The organism is Kitasatospora sp. Ki12 (assembly GCF_054601375.1).
In genome coordinates this window covers 3,253,491-3,275,937 of the sequence record NZ_BAAIHT010000001.1, presented here as the reverse complement: position 1 = coordinate 3,275,937, position 22,447 = coordinate 3,253,491, and the positions used below count along the sequence as shown (strand labels likewise).

17 protein-coding genes are annotated in these 22,447 nt (G+C 75.0%); 3 read left to right on the top strand and 14 right to left on the bottom strand.

Going from position 1 to position 22,447, the window contains the following annotated elements; all coding sequences use genetic code 11:
• The first annotated feature begins 34 nt into the window (after positions 1 to 34).
• Positions 35 to 2,329, top strand: a complete 2,295-nt coding sequence (locus ACYP53_RS14440; protein ID WP_459647607.1) for a MinD/ParA family ATP-binding protein — start codon at positions 35 to 37, stop codon at positions 2,327 to 2,329.
• Between the two features lie 87 nt (positions 2,330 to 2,416).
• Here the strand turns inward: ACYP53_RS14440 and ACYP53_RS14435 are convergent, their stop codons facing one another.
• The 10 genes from ACYP53_RS14435 to rimP all read right to left on the bottom strand — a co-directional run bounded on the left by ACYP53_RS14435 (position 2,417) and on the right by rimP (position 15,762).
• Positions 2,417 to 3,361: a bifunctional riboflavin kinase/FAD synthetase gene (locus ACYP53_RS14435; RefSeq protein WP_189924704.1), complete on the bottom strand. Its 945-nt coding sequence runs from the start codon at positions 3,359 to 3,361 to the stop codon at positions 2,417 to 2,419.
• Positions 3,362 to 3,426: 65 nt separating this feature from the next.
• Positions 3,427 to 7,053, bottom strand: coding sequence for a serine protease (locus ACYP53_RS14430; RefSeq protein ID WP_459647606.1), 3,627 nt, complete (start codon positions 7,051 to 7,053; stop codon positions 3,427 to 3,429).
• Between the two features lie 206 nt (positions 7,054 to 7,259).
• Complete coding sequence (truB, locus tag ACYP53_RS14425; RefSeq protein ID WP_189924700.1) at positions 7,260 to 8,189, bottom strand: tRNA pseudouridine(55) synthase TruB; 930 nt, start codon at positions 8,187 to 8,189, stop codon at positions 7,260 to 7,262.
• Between the two features lie 60 nt (positions 8,190 to 8,249).
• Entirely contained in the window at positions 8,250 to 9,353 is a 1,104-nt protein-coding gene (locus tag ACYP53_RS14420; RefSeq protein ID WP_189924698.1) for a DHH family phosphoesterase, read from the bottom strand.
• A gap of 2 nt (positions 9,354 to 9,355) precedes the next feature.
• Complete coding sequence (gene rbfA, locus ACYP53_RS14415; protein ID WP_189924696.1) at positions 9,356 to 9,796, bottom strand: 30S ribosome-binding factor RbfA; 441 nt, start codon at positions 9,794 to 9,796, stop codon at positions 9,356 to 9,358.
• 153 nt (positions 9,797 to 9,949) lie between these two features.
• Positions 9,950 to 10,246, bottom strand: a complete 297-nt coding sequence (locus ACYP53_RS14410; RefSeq protein ID WP_030289887.1) for a DUF503 domain-containing protein — start codon at positions 10,244 to 10,246, stop codon at positions 9,950 to 9,952.
• A 156-nt stretch (positions 10,247 to 10,402) separates the two neighbouring features.
• Positions 10,403 to 13,555, bottom strand: coding sequence for a translation initiation factor IF-2 (gene infB / locus ACYP53_RS14405; protein ID WP_459647605.1), 3,153 nt, complete (start codon positions 13,553 to 13,555; stop codon positions 10,403 to 10,405).
• A gap of 228 nt (positions 13,556 to 13,783) precedes the next feature.
• Positions 13,784 to 14,026, bottom strand: a complete 243-nt coding sequence (locus ACYP53_RS14400; RefSeq protein ID WP_229929164.1) for a YlxR family protein — start codon at positions 14,024 to 14,026, stop codon at positions 13,784 to 13,786.
• A gap of 127 nt (positions 14,027 to 14,153) precedes the next feature.
• Entirely contained in the window at positions 14,154 to 15,167 is a 1,014-nt protein-coding gene (gene nusA, locus ACYP53_RS14395; RefSeq protein ID WP_189924690.1) for a transcription termination factor NusA, read from the bottom strand.
• A gap of 55 nt (positions 15,168 to 15,222) precedes the next feature.
• On the bottom strand, positions 15,223 to 15,762 hold the full coding sequence (rimP, locus tag ACYP53_RS14390) for a ribosome maturation factor RimP (RefSeq protein ID WP_189924687.1): 540 nt from the start codon (positions 15,760 to 15,762) through the stop codon (positions 15,223 to 15,225).
• 293 nt (positions 15,763 to 16,055) lie between these two features.
• On the opposite strand from rimP, the gene ACYP53_RS14385 reads away from it, so the two are divergent.
• Both ACYP53_RS14385 and ACYP53_RS14380 read left to right on the top strand, forming a co-directional pair.
• Positions 16,056 to 17,090 (top strand): ferritin-like domain-containing protein, encoded by a 1,035-nt coding sequence (locus ACYP53_RS14385; RefSeq protein ID WP_459647983.1) that lies wholly within the window; start codon positions 16,056 to 16,058, stop codon positions 17,088 to 17,090.
• A 74-nt stretch (positions 17,091 to 17,164) separates the two neighbouring features.
• Positions 17,165 to 18,088, top strand: coding sequence for an aminoglycoside phosphotransferase family protein (locus ACYP53_RS14380; RefSeq protein ID WP_459647604.1), 924 nt, complete (start codon positions 17,165 to 17,167; stop codon positions 18,086 to 18,088).
• A 41-nt stretch (positions 18,089 to 18,129) separates the two neighbouring features.
• Here ACYP53_RS14380 and ACYP53_RS14375 read toward each other — a convergent pair whose 3' ends face one another.
• The 4 genes from ACYP53_RS14375 to ACYP53_RS14360 all read right to left on the bottom strand — a co-directional run bounded on the left by ACYP53_RS14375 (position 18,130) and on the right by ACYP53_RS14360 (position 22,432).
• On the bottom strand, positions 18,130 to 18,678 hold the full coding sequence (locus ACYP53_RS14375) for a GNAT family N-acetyltransferase (protein ID WP_459647603.1): 549 nt from the start codon (positions 18,676 to 18,678) through the stop codon (positions 18,130 to 18,132).
• Between the two features lie 99 nt (positions 18,679 to 18,777).
• Positions 18,778 to 19,653, bottom strand: coding sequence for a GNAT family N-acetyltransferase (locus ACYP53_RS14370; RefSeq protein ID WP_459647982.1), 876 nt, complete (start codon positions 19,651 to 19,653; stop codon positions 18,778 to 18,780).
• A gap of 169 nt (positions 19,654 to 19,822) precedes the next feature.
• Complete coding sequence (gene ispG, locus ACYP53_RS14365; protein WP_189924679.1) at positions 19,823 to 20,983, bottom strand: flavodoxin-dependent (E)-4-hydroxy-3-methylbut-2-enyl-diphosphate synthase; 1,161 nt, start codon at positions 20,981 to 20,983, stop codon at positions 19,823 to 19,825.
• Between the two features lie 144 nt (positions 20,984 to 21,127).
• Positions 21,128 to 22,432, bottom strand: a complete 1,305-nt coding sequence (locus ACYP53_RS14360; protein ID WP_459647602.1) for a M50 family metallopeptidase — start codon at positions 22,430 to 22,432, stop codon at positions 21,128 to 21,130.
• Between the last annotated feature and the right edge of the window lie 15 nt (positions 22,433 to 22,447).

Sequence of the window (22,447 nt, the reverse complement as noted above, 5' to 3'; positions counted from 1 at the left end):
CTGAACAAGCGGCGGCGAACACGAGGGAGCCAGAGTGAGCAGCGATCGGGACGGCGTCTACGTCGGCGACAACGCGGCGGAGGACGACGACGACTGGTCGGACGCGCCTGACTACACTCCCCCGTCCTGGTACGTGCAGACGGAGACGCCGGCGGCTTCGGCGACCCCGGCGGCTCCGCAGGCTTCGGCAGCGGCTCCGGTGGGCGCGCCCGCCGGGCCTGCCGACGCGCAGCCCGCCGCGCCCGCGCCCGTCGCGGCGGCGGTGCCTCCGGTGGCCCCGGTGGCCCCGGTTCAGGTGGCGCAGGCTCAGGCTCCGGTCCCGCAGCAGGCCCAGCCTCCGCTGGCCGCGCCGGCCCCTGCCCCCGCGCCGCTTCCCGTCCCGACTCCGGCTCCGGCCCCGGCCCCCGTGCCGCAGGCAGAGGCGGTGCCCGCCCCCGTCCCGGCCCCCGCGCCCGTGGCACCGGTGCCGCCGGCGCCGCCCGTCCAGGCCGAGGCCCAGCACGTCCCGTTCCCGGTGGCGGCCCCCGTGCCCCCCGTGCCCCCGATGCCCTCCCCCACCGCCGAGCAGCCGCAGCCCGCCGCCGCGGCCTGGCCGACGGCCGAGGCCCTGGCGCAGCCGCCCGCGCCCCAGCCGTACCCGGCGGCCCCGGTGGCGCCGCAGCCCGGGCCGCCCGCCCCGCCGCAGTCCTACGCGCAGCCGCCCGCCCAGCCGGTCCCGCCGCAGCACCCGCTGGGCCCGCAGTACCCCCAGAACCCGCAGGACCAGCCGGCCGCCTGGGACCCGCAGGCCGCGTGGGCGGCCCAGCAGGCGGCGGCCCCGGCCCAGCAGCCGCCCGTCGCTGCGCAGCCGCAGCCCGCGCCGGTCCCGCAGCCCGGCCCGGTGGACCCGCGCCAGGGCGGCTGGCCGCAGCCCGCCGCCTACCCGCCGCCGGCGCAGCCCCAGCCCGGCCAGCCCCTGCCCGGCCAGCCGCAGCCGGGCCAGCCCGCCCAGCCGCAGCAGGCGCAGCAGCCCGCCCCCGCGCAGCCCTGGCAGCAGCAGCCGGCCCCGCAGCCCGCCGCGTTCCAGCAGGCCGCCGCCCCGCAGCAGACCGCGCACGGCGCGCCGCTCGGCTACACCGCGGCCGTCGAGCTGTCCTCGGACCGGCTGCTGCGCAGCCAGCCCAAGCAGCAGCGCCAGCAGCCGCGGTTCCAGTTCGGCGGCAAGGCCGCGGCGGCCGAGAAGTCCCGCAAGCTGGAGATCATCCGCACCCCGGTGCTGAGCTGCTACCGGATCGCCGTGATCAGCCTCAAGGGCGGGGTCGGCAAGACCACGACCACCACCGCGCTCGGCGCGACCCTGGCCAGCGAGCGCCAGGACAAGGTGATCGCGATCGACGCCAACCCGGACGCCGGCACCCTGGGCCGCCGGGTCAAGCGCCAGACCGGCGCGACCATCCGCGACCTGGTGACGGCCATCCCGCACCTGCGCAGCTACATGGACATCCGTCAGTTCACCTCGCAGGACCTGAACTCGGGCCTGGAGATCCTGGCGAACGACGTCGACCCGGCGGTGTCCACCACGTTCAACGACTCGGACTACCGCCAGGTCATCGACGTGCTGGGCCGCCAGTACCCGATCATCCTGACCGACTCCGGCACCGGCCTGCTCTACAGCGCCATGCGCGGGGTGCTGGACCTGGCCGACCAGCTGATCATCGTCTCCACCCCCAGCGTGGACGGCGCCTCCAGCGCCTCGACCACCCTGGACTGGCTCTCCGCGCACGGCTACGCCGACCTGGTGCAGCGCAGCATCACGGTGGTCTCCGGGGTGCGCGAGACCAGCAAGATGATCAAGGTCGAGGACATCGTCGCGCACTTCCAGACCCGCTGCCGCGGCGTGGTCGTGGTGCCCTTCGACGAGAGCCTGGCGGCCGGCGCCGAGGTCAACCTCGACATGATGCGGCCCAAGGTCCGCGAGGCGTACTTCGAGCTGGCCACCCTGGTCGGCGAGGACATCGCCCGGGCCCAGCAGGCCGCCGCCCAGCAGGCCTCCTGGCAGCAGCAGCCGGCCCCGCAGCCGCAGCCCTACCCGGGCCAGGCGCAGGCCCCGCAGCCCGCCCCGGGAGCGCCGTGGGCGCCGCAGCCCGGCCAGACCCCGCCGCCCCCGGCCGGGTACGGCTACCCGCAGCAGCAGCCCTGGCCGCCGCAGCAGGGCGCCCCGCAGCAGCCCGGCTACGGCTACCCGGGCGCCCAGGGCCAGCCGCCGGTGCCCGCCCCGCCCGCCGAGCCGGACGGCTACCAGCCCCCGCCGCCCGGCTACGGCTACCCGCCGCAGGCGCCCCCGCGGTGACGAGCCGGTGAGAGCCGGTGAGAGCACGGGAAGGGCCCGCCGACACAGGTCGGCGGGCCCTTCCGGCGTTCTCGGGGCGGGCCCCGATCAGAGCCCGTCGGTCAGCTCGCGGGCGCGCTTGACGTCGTCGGCCATCCGGTCCAGCAGCGCGTCGATGGAGTCGAACTTCTCCATCCCGCGCAGGTAGGCCAGGAAGTCCACCGCGACGTGCAGCCCGTACAGGTCCAGGCCGACCCGGTCGATGGCGTACGCCTCCACGGTGCGGGCGGTGCCGTCGAAGGTCGGGTTGGTGCCGACCGAGATCGCCGCCGGCATCCGCTCGCCGTCGGCGGTCAGCCAGCCCGCGTACACGCCGTCGGCCGGGACGGCGCTGTGCGGCACGGTCTCGACGTTGGCGGTCGGGAAGCCCAGCTCGCGGCCACGCTGCGCGCCGCGCACCACCTCGCCCTCGACCCGGTGCGGGCGGCCCAGCACCTCGTTGGCGCCGGCCATGTCCCCGGCCTCGACCAGCCGGCGGGTCAGGCTGGAGGAGAACGGCTCGCCGTCCCCCGCCGTGCCGCACACCTGCAGGTCGACCACCTCGACCTCGAAGTCGTCCGCCCCGCCGAGCTCGGTGAGCAGCGCGACGTCCCCGGCCGCCCGGTGCCCGAAGCGGAAGTTGGGGCCCTCGATGACGACCCGCGCGCGCAGCGCGTCCACCAGGACCTGCCGGACGAAGGTCTCCGGGGACTCCTGCGAGAACTCCGTGGTGAACGGCAGCACCAGGACCGCGTCCACGCCGAGCTCGGCGATCAGCTCGGCCCGCCGCGGGTGCGGCGCGAGCAGCGGCGGGTGGCTGCCCGGGCGGATCACCTCGCGCGGGTGCGGGTCGAAGGTCACCACGACCGACGGGAGGCCGAGCTCGCGGGCGCGCTCGACCGCCTGCCCGATGATCAGCTGATGCCCGCGGTGCACCCCGTCGAACGAGCCGATGGTGACGACGCTGCGTCCCCAGTCACCGGGGATCTCCTCCAGGCCACGCCAGCGCTGCACCTGACCGCTCCTTGTTCCGTACGGCGCGTACCCTCTGTACGCTCAAACGCTCAAAACCCGAACCCCTATAGCGTGCCATGCGCCTGCCCCGGCTCAGGCACCGGAATGCGGGTTGAGCGCACCGGCTGCCGTACGGGCCGGTCGGGCGCGGTCCGTTCCGCCTCCGCGGCGGCGTACTGCGGGTCCCGGCCGACCGCCGCCAGGGCCCGCATCCGGGCCAGCCGGGGGCCGTCCGGCGCGGCCGGGGCGACGTCCCGCGGCCACCGGACCAGCAGCCGGGCGAAGGCCGCGGAGCGTCCGGCGCAGCGCACCAGCAGCTCGTCGGCGCCCGGCAGCGCGGGCGTGGTCCTGGCCAGCACCGCGCGCGCCCGGGCGGGCCGCTCGGCCGCGCAGTGCTCGGCCAGCCGCTCCACGACGGCGGTCAGCACCACCGGGTCGGTCTCGGCGGCGAGCAGGGTGTCCAGCAGCTCGCAGCGGAGCGCGTCCGCCGCCGGGTCGGCCACCGGGACGGACAGCACCTCGGCGAACGGCCGCCGCACGGCCGCCGTCCGGGCGCCCAGCGCGGCACCGAGCACCACCCGCAGCTCCAGCCGGTCGGCCGGGCCGACGGCCGCGGCGCGCGCCAGCCGGCGGCCCAGGTAGTCGACGGCGACCGGGCCGGCCAGCCCGGGGTGCGCCCGCAGCAGCCGGGCGGCCAGTTCCGCGCCCCGCCGTACGGCCACCGGCGCGACGGCGTCGGCCAGCACCCGCAGCGTCTCGGCGGTGGCCGGGCCGGGTGCCGCCACGTGCTCGGCGAGCACGGCCAGGACGGGCTCCGGGTCGCTCTCCAGGGCCGGGGCGAGCGCGCTCGGGGTGAGGAAGGCGTCGCCGCCCGCCCGGTGCAGGGCGAGCGCGGCCGGGAGGTGCTCGGCCCGGGCCGCCGGGTCGCCGACCAGCAGGGCCAGCGCCGCGCCGTGCAGGCCCGGTTCGTCCTCGCGGGCGAGCAGGGTCAGCGCGGTGAACCGCAGCAGTTCGGCGCCGGCCCCGGTCGCGTAGGGCGCCGTCCGCAGCGCGTGCACGGCGGCCGCGACGTGCCGTTCGGGCCGCCGGTCGTGGCTCCAGCGGTCCACCGCGCGGCAGAGCGCGGACGGCTCCTCCGCGGCGAGCACGGTGAGCAGCGCGTCCGCCCTCGGGTGCGCGGCCGCGGCCAGGGCGTCGGCCAACTCGTCCAGGGCGAGCCGCCGGTGGGCGTGCAGCAGGTCGTGGGCGAGGTCGGCGACGGTGCTGCCGGGGCGGCCCGGCAGGCCGCGCGGATCCTCGAACCAGGCGCAGAGCAGCGGGAACACCGTGACCGGGTCGGCCCGCAGCCGCTCGGCCACCGTCCCGAGGAAGCGCTGCCCGGGGCCGTCGGCGGGCACCAGCCGGCGCAGCAGGTCGAGTTCGGCCTCGGCCGGCAGCCCGAGGCCGGTCCAGAACGCCGGTCCGAAGCGGCCGAGCCCGGCCGGGAGCGTCGCCGCCCCGCCCGTCGCGGCCGCCCGCTCGGCGATCCGACCGGCCAACTGGTCGAGCAGCGCCCGGTGTTCGGACCGGTCCGGGCTGGCGGCCAGCCCGCTGGTGAGCAACCGGGCCGCCCACCAGGCGGGTTCGCTGCCGGGCGGGCGCAGGTCCAGCGCGCGCCAGATCCGGTGCAGCCACGGGTCCAGGGCGGGCGCGCCCCAGGTCTCGGCGACCCGGCGCAGCGCGGCGGCGACCGGGCCGATCCGGTGCCGGGGCACCCGGTTCACTCCGGCGGGCCGCCGGGGACCGTCGGTGCCGTCCCCGGACCCGGGCGGCGTGTCCGCGGCCTCGCCGAGCAGCAGCCGCAGCGCCGCGTCCAGGTCCAGGTGCAGGCCCTGCAGCCAGTCGGCGAACTCCCCGTGGGCGAACCGGAATCCGGGCCCGGCGGGGACGAACAGGCCCTCGGCGAGCACCGCCGTGGCCCAGCCGCCGTCGACCGGGAACAGCTCCTCGAAGACCGTCCGGTCCAGCCCGCCCGGCTCGCTGCCGAGCATCCGCCGGGCCGCCTCGTGGACCCGGCCCGCCACCGCCGCCGCGAGCCGGCGCACCCGCCCGTGGCGCGGGCCGCCGGGCCGGGCGGCGCCCCGGCGGTGGGCGCCCGGGCGGCGCGGCCGGCCGTCCTCGGCCAACCGCTGGGCCACCCGCAGGCAGCGCAGGTCCAGGAAGGCGCCGAACAGCTCGCCCCGGTGCACCGGCGCGTCCCGCGGCCCCTCGTCCCGCAGCCCCTCGGCCCACAGCTCCCCGGCCAGCCGTACGGCCAGCGGGTGCCGGGCGTCCTCGGCGGCGGCCGGCCGGCCGGGCGGCAGCCCGTACCGGCGGCGCACCCGCTCGGCGGCCTCGGCCGGCAGCGGGCCCAGCCGGTGCCCGGCCAGGCTCGGGCCGCCCGGGCGGCCGCCGTCCATCCGGACGGTGGGCGCACTGCTCAGGTCCCCGGCCGGGTGCGGCTCCTCCGCCCGGTGCGGGCCGCCGGCGCCGTCGCCCCAGTCCTCGTCCGCCAGACGCTCCCAGAGCTCCTCGCCGCAGGCGGTCAGCAGCCGCGCCCCGCAGCCGGTCAGCCACTGCCCGGCGCCGCGCAGCCAGCGCGCGTCCAGCCGGGCCGGGGCCTCCTCCGGGCCGTCCAGGACGACCAGCAGCGGCCGGCCGGCGGCCGCGCACAGCGCCGCCACCGGCTCCGGCGCGGGTGCCGGGGTGCCCAGTTCGGCCGCCGCCGCGGCCAGCGCCCGCTCCACCGGTTCGGCCAGCGAGCGGTCCCCGGCGCGCAGGTCGGCGCCGCGCAGCCAGAGGGTGGGCAGCGGGTGGGCGCCGCCGGTGCGGCGGACGGCCAGCGCGGCCAGTTCGGTGGAGCGCCCGCTGCCGGGTGCGCCGACCAGCGCGCTGACGGTCGCGGCCGGCTCGTCCCCGGCCAGGCCGTCCGGCCGGTCCACCCGGTCCGCGGCCAGCCCGGCCACCCGCCCGGGCCCGGCCCCGGCGGCCGCCAGCTGGGCGGCGGTCAGCCGCAGCACGCCGGCCAGGTTGAGCGCCGGCCCGTACGCGGGCACGCCCGCCGCGTTGCGCGCCAGCACCCCCGCCAGCGCCTCGGCGACCTCCAAGGCCCCACCACCGACCGCCACCGCCGCCAGCTCCCCGCCGTGCCACGGCCCCCGGACGGCGGGCGCGGCCAGCGCCACCACGGCGCCGCTGCGGGCGTCCAGCACCGGCGAGCCGGCCGGCACCGAGACCCCGCCGACCACCGGGACGTCCAGCAGCAGCACCCCGCCCAGCGGGTGCCCGCCGTACCCGGCGCCGGTGACCCCGAGCAGCCCGCAGCGCAGCGCGACCACCCGCCCGTCCTCGCCCGCCAGCGCGGGCAGCAGCACCTCGTGCCCGGCCCCGACGGCGGCCACCGGCAGCGGCGGCACCGGCAGCCCGCCGACCGCGTCGGTGCGCAGCAGCGCGAGCCCGTGCTCGGGCAGCGGCAGGACGGCGTCCGGGCCGAGCACCCGGGTCTGTCCGCCGGGGGTGTGCAGGACGACCCGGTCCAGTCCGGCCACGCTCTCGTGCGCGGTGAGCACCGCGCCCTGCGGGTCGGCGACGAACCCTAAGCCGTGCAGCCGCCCGTTGAGGTCGCGGATCCGCAGCAGGTGCCGCTCCGGATCGCCTTCCAGAAACCCCGGCATGAGTGCCCCCTCGACCGTCGCTCGCCCGCCACCGGGAGCCTTCCCGCCGGGGCGGCGCTCCGACCGCGCCCGCGCCGCTCACCACGGGCGTTCACCTCGTGCGCTCCCTCGCGCGGGTGACCTTTCCCGTTCGGGTGAAAGGGGCCCCCGGGAACGCGAAACCCCCGTCGGGAGGACTCCCGACGGGGGTGACGATTGGCGGGCGATCAGCCGACGAAGACCGCGACCGGCTTGGCCTGCCCGTCCCGCTCCTCGACCAGCGCGAGGAAGCGCCCGTCCGGCCCGAACACCGCGATCGGCCCGTCCACGCCCAGCCCGGGCGCCTTCAGCCGGGAGCCGTGCGACAGCTTCTGCGCCGACGCCTCGTCCAGGTCCCAGCGCGGGAAGGCGGCCGCCGCGGCCTGCGCGATCGGCAGCACCTGCAGCCCCTCGGCGGGCTCGCCGGTGACCGCGGCCTCCAGCTGCTCCAGGGTGTGCGCCGACTCCACCCCGTACGGCCCGACCTTGGTGCGCCGCAGCGCGGTCAGGTGCCCGCCGACGCCCAGCCCGGCGCCCAGGTCCCGGGCCAGCGCCCGGATGTAGGTGCCGGAGGAGCACTCGACGGTGACGTCCAGGTCGATCACCGGGGTGCCGTCCTCGGCGACCGCCGCGCGCTGCTCGTGCACGGTGAAGGAGTGGATCGTGGTCGGCCGGGCGGCGAGCTCGAAGTCCTCGCCCTCGCGCACCCGGGCGTACGAGCGCTTGCCGTCGATCTTGATCGCGCTGACCTTGGACGGCACCTGCATGATCTCGCCGGTGAGCGCCGCGATCCCGGCGTCGATCGCCTCCCGGGTGACGGCGTCGGCCGGGGCCGAGGCGGTGACCTCGCCCTCCCGGTCGTCGGTGACGGTGGTCTGGCCGAGCCGGATGGTCGCCTCGTACGTCTTGGCGGTGAGCATCAGGTGGCCGAGCAGCCGGGTGGCCCGTTCGACGCCGATCACCAGCACGCCGGTGGCCATCGGGTCCAGCGTGCCGGCGTGCCCGACCTTGCGGGTCCCGGCCAGCCACCGCAACTTGGCGACGACCCCGTGGGAGGTGATGCCCTCGGGCTTGTCGACGATCACCAGGCCGTCCGGGCCGGTGCCTTTGCGCTTCATCGGGTTCTTTCTCTGGAGACTTCGGACAACCTGCAAACTTCGGAGGACGTCAGCGGACGGTCAACGTACCGGCCGCAGCGCGTTCCGGAACCGCTCGACCACCGCGGCCACGTCCTCCCGGACGCTGAATCCGGCCGCGTAGACGTGGCCCCCGCCGCCCAGTTCGGCACAGGCCGCGGCGACGTCCACCCCGCCCTTGGAGCGCGAGGAGCCGCGCAGCGTGCCGTCCGGGTCCTGCTTGAGCACCAGCGCCACCTCGGCCTCGGCCGGGCGGCGCAGGATGTCGATCAGCCCCTCGATCTCCTCGACCGTGACGCTGAACAGCACCAGGTCCTGGTACGGCACCCAGGTCCACACCAGGCCGAGGCCGTCGGCCGCCTCCGGCTCGTAGACGGCCCGGTCGAGCGCGCCCGCGAGCACCTTGAGGTAGCCGAACGAGGAGGTGTCCCACAGCCGCCGCGAGATCAGGTCGTGCCGGATGCCGGTGGCCAGCAGCCGGCCGGCGAGCTCGTGGGTGGCGGGCGTGGTGGCCCGGTACCGGAACGAGCCGGTGTCGGTGGCGACGCCGGTGTAGAGGCAGGTGGCCAGGTCCCGGTCGAGCTCCACGCCGAGCCGGCGCAGCAGTTCGTCGACCAGGACGGCGGTGGCCGGCGCGGTCGGGTCGATCAGCTGGTGGGTGCCGAAGCCCGGATTGGAGGCGTGGTGGTCGAACACCACCAGGACGGGCGCGGCGAAGGCCTTCTCGTGCAGCAGGCCGAGCCGGCTCTCCGCGGCCACGTCGAAGCAGAGCACCAGTTCGGGCTCGTCCGGCACCTCGGCGGCCGGCACGATCAGCTCCTGGCCGGGCAGGAAGGTCAGCGACTCCGGCACGATCTGCGGGTCGTCGCCGAAGGAGACCCGCACCTGCTTGCCGAGCGCGCGCAGCGCCAGCGCGGCGGCCAGCGAGGACCCCAGCGCGTCACCGTCCGGGCAGATGTGGCAGATCAGGTCGATCGAACGGGCCCGCCCGATCTCCGCCACCACCTGCTGCCAGACCAGCTCGAACCCGCTCTCCTCGGCGCGCGGGCCCGGGAGCGCCGCGAGGGCACCCTCCACCGTGCTGGTGGAGGACGCCCCCGTGGTCGATCCGGCTCGCGAGGCGGCCTGCGCCGGCTCACCCGCCATGACTACTCGTCCTCGTCGTCACGCTCGGACGCCGGGACCCGGTACGGGTCCGCGTCGCCGGCGTAGCTCGCCCCGGCGGCCTGCGTGCGCACCTCGGCGTCGGAGTGCCGGGCCCGGTCGAGCAGGTCGTCGATGTTCCGGGCGTTGTCCGGCAGCGCGTCCGCGACGAAGGTCAGCGTCGGGGTGAAGCGCACCCCGATCTTGCCGACCTCGGAGCGGATCACGCCCTTGGCGCTCTCCAGCGCGGCCGCGGTGGCCTCGCGCTCGGTCTCGTCACCGAAGACGGTGTAGAAGACGGTGGCCTCGCGCAGGTCGCCGGTCACCCGGGTGTCGGTGATGGTCACGAACCCCAGTCGCGGGTCCTTGATCCGCCGTTCCAGGGTCTGGGCGACGACCACCTGGATGCGGTCGGCGAGCTTGCGCGCCCTTGCGGTGTCGGTCACGTTGCCTCCTCGTGCAATGGGCCAGGTACCCGGGCGAGTTGCGCACCCGACGGGGCCCACGCCCCAAAGTACCGGCCCGCGCCCGGCCTTGCGGGCGCTCTCGGTCCTGATCTGTGTGAGAACGGCGACTTCCGCCGAGCGGCTCCACAGCTCTCATTCGTCGTCGTCGTTGTGGTACCTCCTCCTCGCGGAGAGGAGCTGTACCTCGGGGCGGCCGGCGACCAACCGCTCACAGCTGTCCAGGACCTCGGTGACGTACCCGGCTTCGCCGGAGACCACCGCCAGGCCGATCTCGGCCCTGCGGTGCAGGTCCTGGTTCCCGGTCTCGGCAGCGCACACGCTGTACTTGCGCTGCAGTTCGGCCACGATGGGCCGCACGATCGAACGCTTCTCCTTGAGCGAGTGGACGTCGCCCAGCAGCAGGTCGAAAGTGAGTGTTCCCACGAACATGTATGACAGGTCTCGCCGACCTGGAAGGCCTCGGGGACGTTACGGCCCGGAAGAACCGGACCGCCGCCGTGACCGGCGGGTACCCGGACCCTACACAGCGAGACCGGGGCCGGTCGACGGAAATACCACCCGTCGACCGGCCCCGGCTGACACCGACTAGGCGCGCGGCTTCTCGCGCATCTCGTAGGTCTCGATGATGTCGTCGACCTTGATGTCGTTGAACGACCCCAGGGTGACACCGGCCTCGAAGCCCTCGCGGACCTCGGTCGCGTCGTCCTTGAAGCGGCGCAGACCCTCGATGGTGAGGCTCTCCGCCACGACCTTGCCGTCGCGCAGCAGGCGGGCCTTGGTGTTGCGGCGGATGATGCCGTCGCGGACCAGGACACCGGCGATGTTGCCGAACTTGGAGGAGCGGAAGACCTCGCGGATCTCCGCGGCGCCGAGGCGCACCTCCTCGTACTCCGGCTTGAGCTTGCCCTTGAGGGCGTTCTCGATCTCCTCGATCGCCTGGTAGATGACCGAGTAGTACCGGACGTCCACGCCTTCCTTGTCGGCCGCGGTGCGCGCACGGCCTTCGGCGCGCACGTTGAAGCCGATGATGATGGCGTCCGAGCCCATCGCCAGGTCCACGTCGGACTCGGTGATGGCACCCACACCGCGGTGCAGGACCCGGAGCTCGACCTCCTCGCCCACGTCCAGCTTGACGAGGGCGTCCTCGAGGGCTTCCACCGAACCGGAGACGTCACCCTTGATGATGAGGTTGAGCTGCTCGATGGAGCCGGCGGCGATGGCCTTGTCCAGGTCCTCCAGGGACACCCGGACCCGACGCTGCGCGAAGGCGGCGTTGCGGTCGCGGGCCGAGCGCTTCTCGGCGATCTGACGGGCGGTGCGGTCCTCGTCGACGACGATGAAGCTGTCGCCGGCGCGGGGCACCGAGGTCAGACCGAGCAGCAGCACCGGACGGGACGGGCCGGCCTCGGCGAGGTTGTTGCCGTTCTCGTCCAGCATCGCGCGGACGCGGCCGTAGGCGTCGCCCACGACGATCGAGTCGCCGACGCGGAGGGTACCGCGCTGGACGAGGACGGTCGCCATGGCACCGCGGCCCTTGTCGAGGTGGGCCTCGATGGCAATACCCTGCGCGTCCTGCTCGGGGTTGGCCCGCAGGTCCAGCGAGGCGTCCGCGGTCAGGACCACGGCCTCCAGCAGCTGGTCGATGTGCAGGCCCTGGCGCGCGGAGATGTCGACGAACATGGTGTCGCCGCCGTACTCCTCGGCCACCAGACCGAACTCGGTCAGCTGACCGCGGACCTTCGTCGGGTCGGCGCCCTCGACGTCGATCTTGTTGACGGCGACCACGATCGGCACACCGGCGGCCTTGGCGTGGTTGAGCGCCTCGACCGTCTGCGGCATGACACCGTCGTTGGCCGCGACCACCAGGATCGCGATGTCGGTGGACTTGGCACCACGGGCACGCATGGCGGAGAACGCCTCGTGACCCGGGGTGTCGAGGAAGGTGATCGGGCGCTGCTCGCCGTTCACCTCGGTGACGACCTGGTAGGCACCGATGTGCTGGGTGATGCCACCGGCCTCGCCGGCCACCACGTTGGACTTGCGGATCGCGTCCAGCAGGCGGGTCTTACCGTGGTCGACGTGACCCATGACGGTGACGACCGGCGGGCGCGGGGCCAGCTGGTCCTCGTCGCCCTCGTTGGCACCGAAGTCGATGTCGAACGACTCCAGCAGCTCGCGGTCCTCGTCGTCCCGGCTGACGATCTCCAGCTGGAAGCCCATCTCGCCGGCCAGCAGCTCGAGGGTCGCGTCGGAGACCGACTGGGTCGCGGTGACCATCTCACCGAGGTTGAACATGACGGAGACGAGCGCGGCCGGGTTGGCGTTGATCTTCTCCGCGAAGTCCATCAGCGAGGCGCCGCTCGACAGGCGAACGGTCTGGCCGTTGCCGCGAGGGAGCATCACACCGCCGACGGACGGGGCCTGCATGGCCTCGTACTCCTGGCGCTTCGCCCGCTTCGACTTGCGACCGCGCGCCGGGCGACCGCCCGGGCCACGACCGAAGGCACCCTGCGTGCCACCACGGGCACCCGGGCCACCGGGACGACCGCCGAAGCCGCCGGGACGGGGGCCGAAGCCGCCGCCACCACCGGGGGCACCGCCACCCGGACGCGGACCGCCGAAGCCGCCGCCACCGGCCGGACGCGAGCCCGGACCGGCCGGACGACCCTGGAAGCCCGGACGGGCGCCACCGGCACCCGGACCACCCGGACGGCCACCGGGGCCACCCGGACCACGGCCGCCGGGGCCCGGACGCGGGCCCGGAGCCGGACGCTGCGGCATCATGCCCGGGTTCGGGCGCGGCATGCCGGACGGGGACGGCGCGCCGGGGCGCGGACCGGCCGGACGCGGCATGCCGTCGGGGCGCGGAGCGCCACCGGGACGCGGCGCACCGGCACCCGGGGCACCGGCGGGACGCGGACGGTCACCACCGGGACGCGGGGCGCCACGGTCGGCACCCGGAGCGCCACCCGGACGCGGACGGTCACCGCCGGGACGCGGGGCGCCACGGTCGGCACCGGGGGCACCGGCGGGACGCGGACGGTCGCCACCGGGACGCGGACGGTCGCCGCCCTGCGCACCCGGAGCACCCGGACGGGCACCCGGCGCGCCCGGACGGCGGTCGCCGGGGCGGGCCATGCCGGTCGCACTGCCCGAGGTGAACGGGTTGTTGCCCGGACGCGGGCCGGCCGGACGCGGGCCCGGACGGGCGCCGCCGGAGGCCTGGCCGCTCGGCCGCTGGGCCTGGGTGGCCGGACGCGGGGCGTCGGCACCGGCCGGAGCCGGCGAGGAGAACTCGGCCGCGGGCGCGGCCGGGGCCGCCGGAGCGGCGGGACGCGCGGCCGGGCGCGGGCCCGGAGTCGGCGCACCCGGACGCGAGGCGGCGGGGGCGGCCGGAGCCGCGGGGGCGGCCGGGGCGGCGGGAGCCGCGGCGGCCGGGGTGGGACGGGGACCCGGGGTCGCGGCAGGCCGCGGTCCCGGGGTGGGGGCGCCCGGCTTGGGCGCACCCGCGGCACCTGCCGCGGGCTGGGGCGCCGCGGGCTTCCGCGGGCCCGGCTTGGCAGCGCCACCACCGGTGGGGGCCACACCAAGCGCGTCAGTCAACTTGCGTACGACCGGCGCCTCGATCGTCGAGGACGCCGAACGGACGAACTCACCGAGCTCGGTGAGCTTGGCCATGACGGCCTTGCTCTCCAAGCCAAGCTCCTTGGCGAGTTCATAAACCCGGACCTTAGCCACTTCACTCCTGTCTTGAGTCCGGGGGTCTCGTCCGCCGGACTGTCGCTACTTCATGGGCGTACCCATCGCGTACTCATCGCGTACTCATCGAGAGCTCATCGCAATCTCGACCTACTTCCACATCGCGAGGTACCTGACTGGTGGCACGGCGCGCGGCTGCCCGAACGCTGTGCTTGTTGCGGTGGTTCTCCGCCGCGTGGAGCGGCGGCCGTCGCGTGAGGCGGCCTTCTACGAGGCTCCGCCCGCCCGCTCCCCGATGAACCCGCGGAGCCGCTCGGTGTCGAGCGCGCCCTGGAGCCGGAAGGCCCGGGGGAACGCCCGACGGCGGACCGCGAGGTCGAGGCAGGCCGGATCGGGGTGCAGGTGAGCGCCCCGGCCCGGCAGTGCGCCACGGGGATCGGGGACGCACTCGCCCTCGACCGCCGTGACACGCAACAGCTGGTGCTTGGCCGCGCGCTTGCGGCAGCCCACGCAGGTGCGTTCCGGGCGTGCTCGGACATGCGTCCGGCCAGACGAAGGCAAGTCTACCCCTCCGAAGCGACATGGCGCCGCCCCGTAGATCCCAGGGGACCCACGGGGACGACTACGACAACACCGACTACTGGTCGTCCGATTCCCGGCCGCGGTCCTCGGACTGCCCCTCGGTGTCCGGTCGGATGTCGATCCGCCACCCGGTGAGACGGGCGGCCAGGCGGGCGTTCTGGCCCTCCTTGCCGATCGCCAGCGACAGCTGGTAGTCCGGCACGATCACCCGGGCGGAGCGCTGCGCGGCGTCCACGATCTCCACGCTGGTCACCCGCGCGGGGGACAGCGCGGCGGCGACCATCTCGCGGGGGTCCTCCGACCAGTCCACGATGTCGATCTTCTCGCCGTGCAGCTCGCCCATCACGGCGCGCACCCGGGAGCCCATCGGGCCGATGCAGGCGCCCTTGGCGTTCAGCCCGGCCCGGCGCGACCAGACCGCGATCTTGGTGCGGTGGCCGGCCTCACGGGCGATGGCGGCGATCTCCACGCTGCCGTCCGCGATCTCCGGGACCTCCAGCGCGAACAGCTTCTTCACCAGGCTGGGGTGGGTGCGCGACAGCGTCACCGAGGCCCCGCGGACACCGCGGCGGACCGCCACCACGTAGCACTTCAGCCGGGTGCCGTGCCGGTAGTCCTCGCCCGGGACCTGCTCCTGCGGGGGCAGGATGGCCTCCAGCTTGCCGATGTCGACCAGCACGTTCTTCGGGTCGTTGCCCTGCTGGACGACACCGGTGACGATGTCGCCCTCCTTGCCCGCGTACTCGCCGAAGGTCTGGTCGTCGGCGGCGTCGCGCAGGCGCTGCATCATCACCTGGATGCCGATGCTGGACGCGATCCGGCCGAAGCCGCTCGGGGTGTCGTCGAACTCCTTCGGCTCGACGCCCTCGTCCAGCTCCGTCGGGTCCTCCACGGCCCACACGGTGACGTGGCCGCTCTTGCGGTCCAGGTGCACCCGGGCCCGGCGGCGCGAGCCCTCGGTGCGGTGGTACGCGGTGAGGAGGGCGGACTCGATGGACTCGACCAGCAGGTCGAAGGGGATGTTCTTCTCGTTGACCAGCGTGCGCAGGGCACTCATGTCGATGTCCACGGCTACGCCTCCTCGTCTTTCGTCACGTTCGTCATGGTCGTACGGCAGCCCGGGGTCACTCGGCGCCGTCGTCCCCCTCGTCGAAGTCGGCGGCCTCGTCCAGGAGGTTCTCGTCTTCCTTGCGGTTGAACTCCACCTGGACCCGCGCCCGGGCCACCTCGCCGTACTCCAGACGGCGCTCCTTCGGACGGCCGCGACCCTTCACCGGCTGCACCTCGACCAGCGCGCCGTCCTCGTCCGCCTCCAGCACCCGGGCGACGACCTCCCCGCCGTCCGCCAGGTGGATCTTGGCCAGCCGGCCCTCGGCCCGCTGCCAGTGCCGGGGCAGCACCAGCGGACGCTCCGCACCGGGCGAGCCGACCTCCAGGAGGTAGGCCTCGTCACCCATCAGGTCCGAAGCGTCCAGCGCCTCGCCGACCACCCGGCTGAACTCGGCGATGGCGTCCATGTCCACACCGCCGTCGGTGTCGACGTCGATCTGCACCTGACGGCGGTTGCCCGCCTTGGTGACCCTGACGTCCTCCAGGTCCAGTCCGGCCTGCACGGCCAGCGGCTCCAGCAACGCTCGCAGCCGGTCGGTGTGGGTGGTGCTCATCCGGGTGGACTCCTCGGCCGCGTCTGCTGTTGTCAGAAGGTCGCCCCGCGCCCCCGGCGCCACACCGGGTCACGGCAGCTCGGCCCAAAGCCTATCCGGTGAAGTACCCAACCACCGATTCCGGACCATCCGCGACGGCTCGCACACCACCCACTGCGAGCAAGGTCACACCCGCCCGTCCGGGGCCCCGTCGGCCCGATCCGGGCCCGGGAACGTGGGGATTCTGTAATCATTCACGCCAACGAGGGCAGGCGGGGAGGCCGTCCTCCCGTACACGCCCCGGAGTGACCCCGATGCAGCCGCCCAGCCGACGGACCTTCCTGGCCCTCGGACTGTTCACCCTCACCGCCTGCACCGCCGACCGCACCGGCCCGACCGCCGGCGGCCCCGGCCTCCGCCCCGATCCGGACGTCCCCGTCCGGCTCCGCGCGATCGCCGCCGTCGACGCCCTCCTCGCCGGGTACGACGCCCTGACCCCGCCCGACGCCCGCACCGCCGAGCCGCGCGCCGAGCACGTCCGCCACCGCGCCGCCCTCGCCGAGGGCCTGCCCTCCTCGACCCCGTCACCGTCCGTGACCACCACCGGCACCGGCACCGGAACCGGCGCGGGAACCGGCACCCCGACCGCCACCGGGACGCCGACCACCCCCGCCACCCCCGCCGCCGGCGGACCGGCCGCGCTGGAACTGCGGACCGCCGACTCCCTCCTCGCCGACCTCGACGCGGCGAGCCCGTCCCTGGCCCGACTGCTGGCCGCCGTCGCCGCCGCCGACACCCGCCACGCCCTGGTCCTGGGCACCCCCGTCCCGCCGGCCCCCGTCCAGCCCGCCACCACCCCCTCGGCCCCGCCCACGGCCACCCCGACCCGCGGCCCGTCCGCCGAGGCCGTCACCGCCCTCCAGAACGCGCTCGGCGCCGAGCACGCCGCCGTCTACGGCTACGGCGTCGTCGGCGCCCACCTGCCCGAGGACCCCCAGCGGGCCGACGCCCGCACCGCCCACGCCGCCCACCAGGCCCAGCGCGACGGCTGGCAGCGCCTGCTCACCTCCCTCGGCGTCTCCCCCGCCCCCGCCGCCGGGGGCTACCAGCTGCCCTTCCCGGTCGGCTCCCCGGCCGACGCCGCCAGGCTCGCCGCCCACCTGGAGACCCGGCTGACCACCGTCTACGCCGACCTGGTCGCCGCCGTCCCCGTCCCGCACCGCCGCGCCGCCGCCCTCGCGCTGCGCGACTGCACCCTGCGCGCCCACCGCTGGGGCGCCCCCGGCCGGCCCTTCCCCGGCATCGCCGACCCGGCCCCCTCGCCCACCGCCACGCCCTCCGCGGGCTGAGCCGGGGGCGTCCGGGCGCACCGACGGGCGCGCCTGGCACGGCCGGCCCCCCGCCGACCACCGACAATGGACCCATGTCGGGAGCCGAAACCACCATCACCGTGCCCACCTGGCTGACGAACGCCGTCACCGCCGCCCACGGCGAGACCGGCCGCGCGTGGCTCGCCGCCCTCCCCCACGGGGTGGCCGCCCACCTCGCCGGCTGGGACCTCACCCTGGAACGCGTCCTCGACCCGGGCGGCAGCCTCAGCCTGGTCGCCTACGTCCACCGCGACGACCTGTCCCCCGCCGTCCTCAAGGCGGGCCTGCTCACCCCCGAGACGGCCCACGAGCACGCCGCGCTCACCCACTGGGCCGGCCGGGGCGCCGTCCTGCTCCTCGCCGCCGACCCCGCCGAGGGCGTCCTCCTCCTGGAACGCCTCCACGGCGAGATCCCGCTGCGCTCCCTCGCCGAGCCCAAGGCGATGCTGGAGGCCACCAGCCTGCTGCACCGGCTCTGGGTGGAGCCGCCCGACGGGCACCCCTTCCCCGTCCTCGCCGAGCGGGTCGCCGCCACCGCGGACCGCGTCGGGGAGCAGCGCTCGCACCCCGCGGCCGCCGAGGCGCAGGCCCTGGTCACCGAGGCCCTGGACACCGCCCGGGACCTGGCCGGCTCGGCCGGCGAGTCCTTCCTGCTGCACGGAGACTTCCACCACGGCAACGTCCTCGCCGCCGACCGCGCGCCCTGGCTGGCCATCGACCCGCGCCCGGTGGTCGGCGAGCGCGCCTACGACCTGGCCCGCCTCGCCATGGACCGCGCCGACACCCTGCTCGGCTCCCCCGGCGTGCCCGCCGCCCTCCGCCGCCGGCTGCACCAGCTCTCCGAGGCCCTCGACGTCGACCGGGACCGCCTCCGCGGCTGGACCCTCTTCCGCGCCGTCGACCTGGCGCTGCGCGCGCTCGCCGCGGACCGCCGCGAGGACGCCGAACTCCACCTGGAACTCGCCGGCTCGCTCTGAGCCCTCAGTAGGACCTCGTTGGACCTCGGTAGCCCTCGGTCTCAGGCTCCCGTCCTCCGCAGCGGCAGCCGGGCGCCCATCACCGCGTACAGCCGGTCCGTCGCCGGGAACCGCACGGCCCGCGCCAGGTCCTGGTAACCCAGTGCCCGGTACAGCCGTCGCGCCGGCGTCTCCGCGTCGATCGCCGAGAGGATGCTCCGGTCCAGCCCCGAGCGCTCGCACAGGGTCCTGATGATCCGCGAGCCGACCCCCTGCCCCTGGAACTCCGGCAGCACGTGCAGCTCGGTGACGGCGAACACCCCGTCCAGCCAGTCCCCGTGGCCGCGGGCGGTCAGGTACGGCTCGATCACCGTGCTCCACCAGTGCTCCCGCTGGTTGGGCATCCCGTACCCGAAGCCGACCAGCCGCCCCCCGCTCATCGCGCCGAGGGCGATCACCCCCGGCTGCTGGGCGTGCCGCCCGACGATGTGCAGCCGTACCGCGACCTCCTCGGGCGTGAGGCCGAACGCCACCGCCTGGACCTCCAGCGCCTGCGGCGCCCAGGCCGCAAGGTCGATGGCCTCGATCGTCACCCCGGTCAGCTGATCCATGCTCCGGACGTTACTACCAGCGGCCCCCGGACGCGGCCGAAGATCCGAACCCGGCCGCCCGCCGCCGTCGGCGCCCTCGGAACAGCACGCCCACGGCCCTCAGAAGAGAACGCTCATGAACGCCCCGACCTCCTGGAAGCCCACCCGCCGGTAGGCCGCCCTGGCCCGCAGGTTGAAGTCGTTGACGTAGAGCGACACCACCGGCGCAACCTCCCGCAGCGCGATCGCCAGGACCGCCGCCATGCCCGTCTCGGACAGGCCCCGGCCCCGGTGCTCCGGGGCGACCCAGACCCCCTGGATCTGGCAGGCGCCCTCCGTCACGGCCCCGACCTCGGCCTTGAAGACGACCTGTCCGTCCTCCCCGAACCGCGCGAACGACCGTCCGGTGGAGACGAGTTCGGCCACCCGGGCCTGGTAGAGGAGCCCGCCGTCGCCCGCCAGCGGCGACACCCCGACCTCCTCGGTGAACATCGCCACGCAGGCCGGCATCAGCGTCTCGACCTCGTCGCGCCGCACCCGGCGCACCAGCGGATCCGGGGCGATCTCCGCCGAGGGCACCGAGGTCGCCATCAGCGGCTGGTGGCCCCGCACGTCCCGGGGCGGGCCCCAACTTCGTTCCAGCAGCGCCCAGAAGGCCGCGGTGGCCGCGGCCGGTCCGACGATCGAGGAGCAGCGCCGGCCCTGCCGACGGGCCCGCTCGGCGAACGCGGCGACCGCCTCCGGCCCGGCGTTGACCAGGACGAGGTTCGCACCGGCGTAGCAGAGGGCGTCCAGGACGCCGTCCCCGTCGTACCAGCCCCACAGCTCTCCGCCGAGGCGCCACGGGTCCAGCCCGACGGCCTCGACCCGGGTCGCGACGAAGGCGTTGGAGACCGGGTCACGGTGGAGGATCTCCAGGGCGTCCGCGAGGTCGGGCGGCTCCAGCACCCGGGTGGTGGCCAGGGCCCGGGCGGCCTGGAAAGAGCTCGGGAGCATCACACCTCGATCGAGCATCGAGACAGCACCTCACTGAGACGACTCTGGCCGCACCCTACTCCGTGGCCCCACCCGGCTACGGCTGCGGGGCCGTCCGCGAACGGACGGCCCCGCTTCCGGAAAACTTCACGCGGGCTTCCCCGCGTCATCAGGACACGCTACGCGGGGGTCACTCCCCCGCGACGACGGTCGGGGCCCCCGACTCGACGCCGGCCGCCTGCATCTGCTCGGCGAGCTTGAGCGCCTCCTCGATCAGGGTCTCGACGATCTTCGACTCGGGCACGGTCTTGATGACCTCGCCCTTGACGAAGATCTGGCCCTTGCCGTTGCCGGAGGCGACGCCCAGGTCGGCCTCGCGCGCCTCGCCCGGGCCGTTCACGACGCAACCCATGACGGCCACCCGCAGCGGCACCTCCATGCCCTCCAGGCCGGCGGTGACCTCCTCGGCGAGCTTGTAGACGTCCACCTGGGCACGGCCGCAGGACGGGCAGGAGACGATCTCCAGGCCGCGCTCGCGCAGCCCGAGCGACTCCAGGATCTGGTTGCCGACCTTGATCTCCTCGGCCGGCGGGGCGGACAGCGAGACCCGGATGGTGTCGCCGATGCCCTCGGCCAGCAGCGCGCCGAAGGCGACCGCCGACTTGATGGTGCCCTGGAAGGCCGGCCCGGCCTCGGTCACGCCGAGGTGCAGCGGGTAGTCGCAGGCGGCGGCGAGCTGGCGGTAGGCGTTGATCATCACGACCGGGTCGTTGTGCTTGACCGAGATCTTGATGTCGCGGAAGTCGTGCTCCTCGAACAGCGAGCACTCCCACAGCGCGGACTCGACCAGCGCCTCCGGGGTGGCCCGGCCGTACTTCTCCAGCAGGCGCTTGTCGAGCGAGCCGGCGTTGACGCCGATCCGGATCGGGATGCCGGCGTCCTTGGCCGCCTTGGCGATCTCGCCGACCTTGTCGTCGAAGGCCTTGATGTTGCCCGGGTTGACGCGCACCGCGGCACAGCCGGCGTCGATCGCGGCGAAGACGTACTTCGGCTGGAAGTGGATGTCCGCGATGACCGGGATCTTCGACTTCTTCGCGATGATCGGCAGCGCGTCGGCGTCGTCCTGCGACGGGCAGGCGACCCGGACGATCTGGCAGCCGGACGCGGTGAGCTCCGCGATCTGCTGCAGCGTGGCGTTGATGTCCGCGGTCACGGTGGTGGTCATCGACTGCACCGAGACGGGCGCGTCGCCGCCGACCGGCACGTTGCCGACCATGATCTGCCGGGAGTACCGACGCTTGGCGAGCGGCTTGAGCGGCAGGGACGGAATACCGAGCGAGATCGCGGTCATGTGCGCAGGGTTCCCCGGGGTAGAGGTGTGGTCGACCGCCCGGCCGTTGGAACGGACGGGGCCGGGCGCGCTGACGATCGCGCACCCGGCCTCCACGGTACGGCACGGCGACGGACCCCAGCACACCCGCCGTACCCGAACGTCCTAGCTGATCTTCACCGGGTTCACCAGGTCGGCGACCATCACCAGCAGGGTGAAGCCGATGAAGATGCTGGCCACCACGTACGCCACCGGCATCAGCTTGGCGACGTCGAACGGGCCCGGGTCGGGCCGCTTGAACAGGCGTGCGAGCCGGCGCCGGACCGACTCCCAGACGGCGCCGGCGATGTGCCCGCCGTCCAGCGGGAGCAGCGGCAGCATGTTGAAGAGGAAGAGCGACAGATTGATGCCGGCCAGCAGGTTCACGAAGAACGCGATCCGCTGGGTGCCGGGGATGTCGAGCGAGAACACCTCGCCGCTCACCCGGGCGGCGCCGACCATGCCGATCGGCGAGTCCGGGTCGCGCGGGGCGTCGCCGACGACGGCGTTCCACAGCCCGGGGATCTTGCCGGGCAGGGCGATCAGCGACTTCACCCCGTTCTCGGTCATGTCGTACATCCGGTCGAGCGACTGCCCGAAGCCCAGCCGGACGACACCACTCGCGGGGGTGAATCCAAGGAACCCGGCCTTGACGGTCTGGCCCTTGAGCGGGACGTTGTTGCCGTCGTACTTCTGGACGTCGTTGACCGCGATGGTCGGGTTGAGGGTGAGCTGCTGCCCCTCCCGCTCGACCACCACCGGGACGGTCCGGCCCGCCGAGCGGCGGATGTCCGCCTGCAGCTGGTCGTAGGTGCGGATCCGGTCGCCGTCGAAGGAGACGATCCGGTCCCCGGCCTTCAGCCCGGCCTGGGCGGCCGGGGTCTGCGGGGCGTCCGCCGGGCAGTTGTCGGTGGGCTGGCCCGCCTTGACCACGCACTGGGCGACGGTGCTGACCGTCGGCACGTTCATCGAGACGCCGAAGCCCATCATGACGGTCAGGAAGAGCCCGAACGCCAGGACCAGGTTCATGAACGGCCCGGCGAACATGACGATGACGCGCTTCCACGGCTTGCGGGTGTAGAAGAGCCGGTGCTCGTCACCCTCCTGGAGCTCCTCGTAGGAGGCCTCGCGGGCGTCCTCGATCATGGTCCGCCAGGGCGAGCTGCTGCGCTTGGTGATCCGGCCGTCCTCGCCCGGCGGGAACATCCCGATCATCCGGATGTACCCGCCGAACGGGATCCCCTTGATGCCGTACTCGGTCTCGCCCTTCCGGCGCGACCAGAGGGTCGGGCCGAACCCGACCATGTACTGCGGCACCCGGATGCCGAACAGCTTGGCCGTGGAGAGGTGGCCGAGTTCGTGCCAGGCGATCGAGACGAGCAACCCGATGACGAAGACCAGGATGCCGACCACCGTCAAAACCGTTGCCACCGCTGGTCCTCCGTC

Coding starts and splice junctions, on each gene's coding strand:
- ACYP53_RS14430 (WP_459647606.1), bottom strand. CDS start 7,053: ATGCCGGGGTTTCTGGAAGGCGATCCGGAGCGGCACCTGCTGCGGATC.
- truB (WP_189924700.1), bottom strand. CDS start 8,189: ATGAAGCGCAAAGGCACCGGCCCGGACGGCCTGGTGATCGTCGACAAG.
- ACYP53_RS14420 (WP_189924698.1), bottom strand. CDS start 9,353: ATGGCGGGTGAGCCGGCGCAGGCCGCCTCGCGAGCCGGATCGACCACG.
- ACYP53_RS14410 (WP_030289887.1), bottom strand. CDS start 10,246: ATGTTCGTGGGAACACTCACTTTCGACCTGCTGCTGGGCGACGTCCAC.
- rimP (WP_189924687.1), bottom strand. CDS start 15,762: ATGAGCACCACCCACACCGACCGGCTGCGAGCGTTGCTGGAGCCGCTG.
- ACYP53_RS14385 (WP_459647983.1), top strand. CDS start 16,056: ATGCAGCCGCCCAGCCGACGGACCTTCCTGGCCCTCGGACTGTTCACC.
- ACYP53_RS14380 (WP_459647604.1), top strand. CDS start 17,165: ATGTCGGGAGCCGAAACCACCATCACCGTGCCCACCTGGCTGACGAAC.
- ACYP53_RS14375 (WP_459647603.1), bottom strand. CDS start 18,678: ATGGATCAGCTGACCGGGGTGACGATCGAGGCCATCGACCTTGCGGCC.
- ACYP53_RS14370 (WP_459647982.1), bottom strand. CDS start 19,653: ATGCTCCCGAGCTCTTTCCAGGCCGCCCGGGCCCTGGCCACCACCCGG.
- ispG (WP_189924679.1), bottom strand. CDS start 20,983: ATGACCGCGATCTCGCTCGGTATTCCGTCCCTGCCGCTCAAGCCGCTC.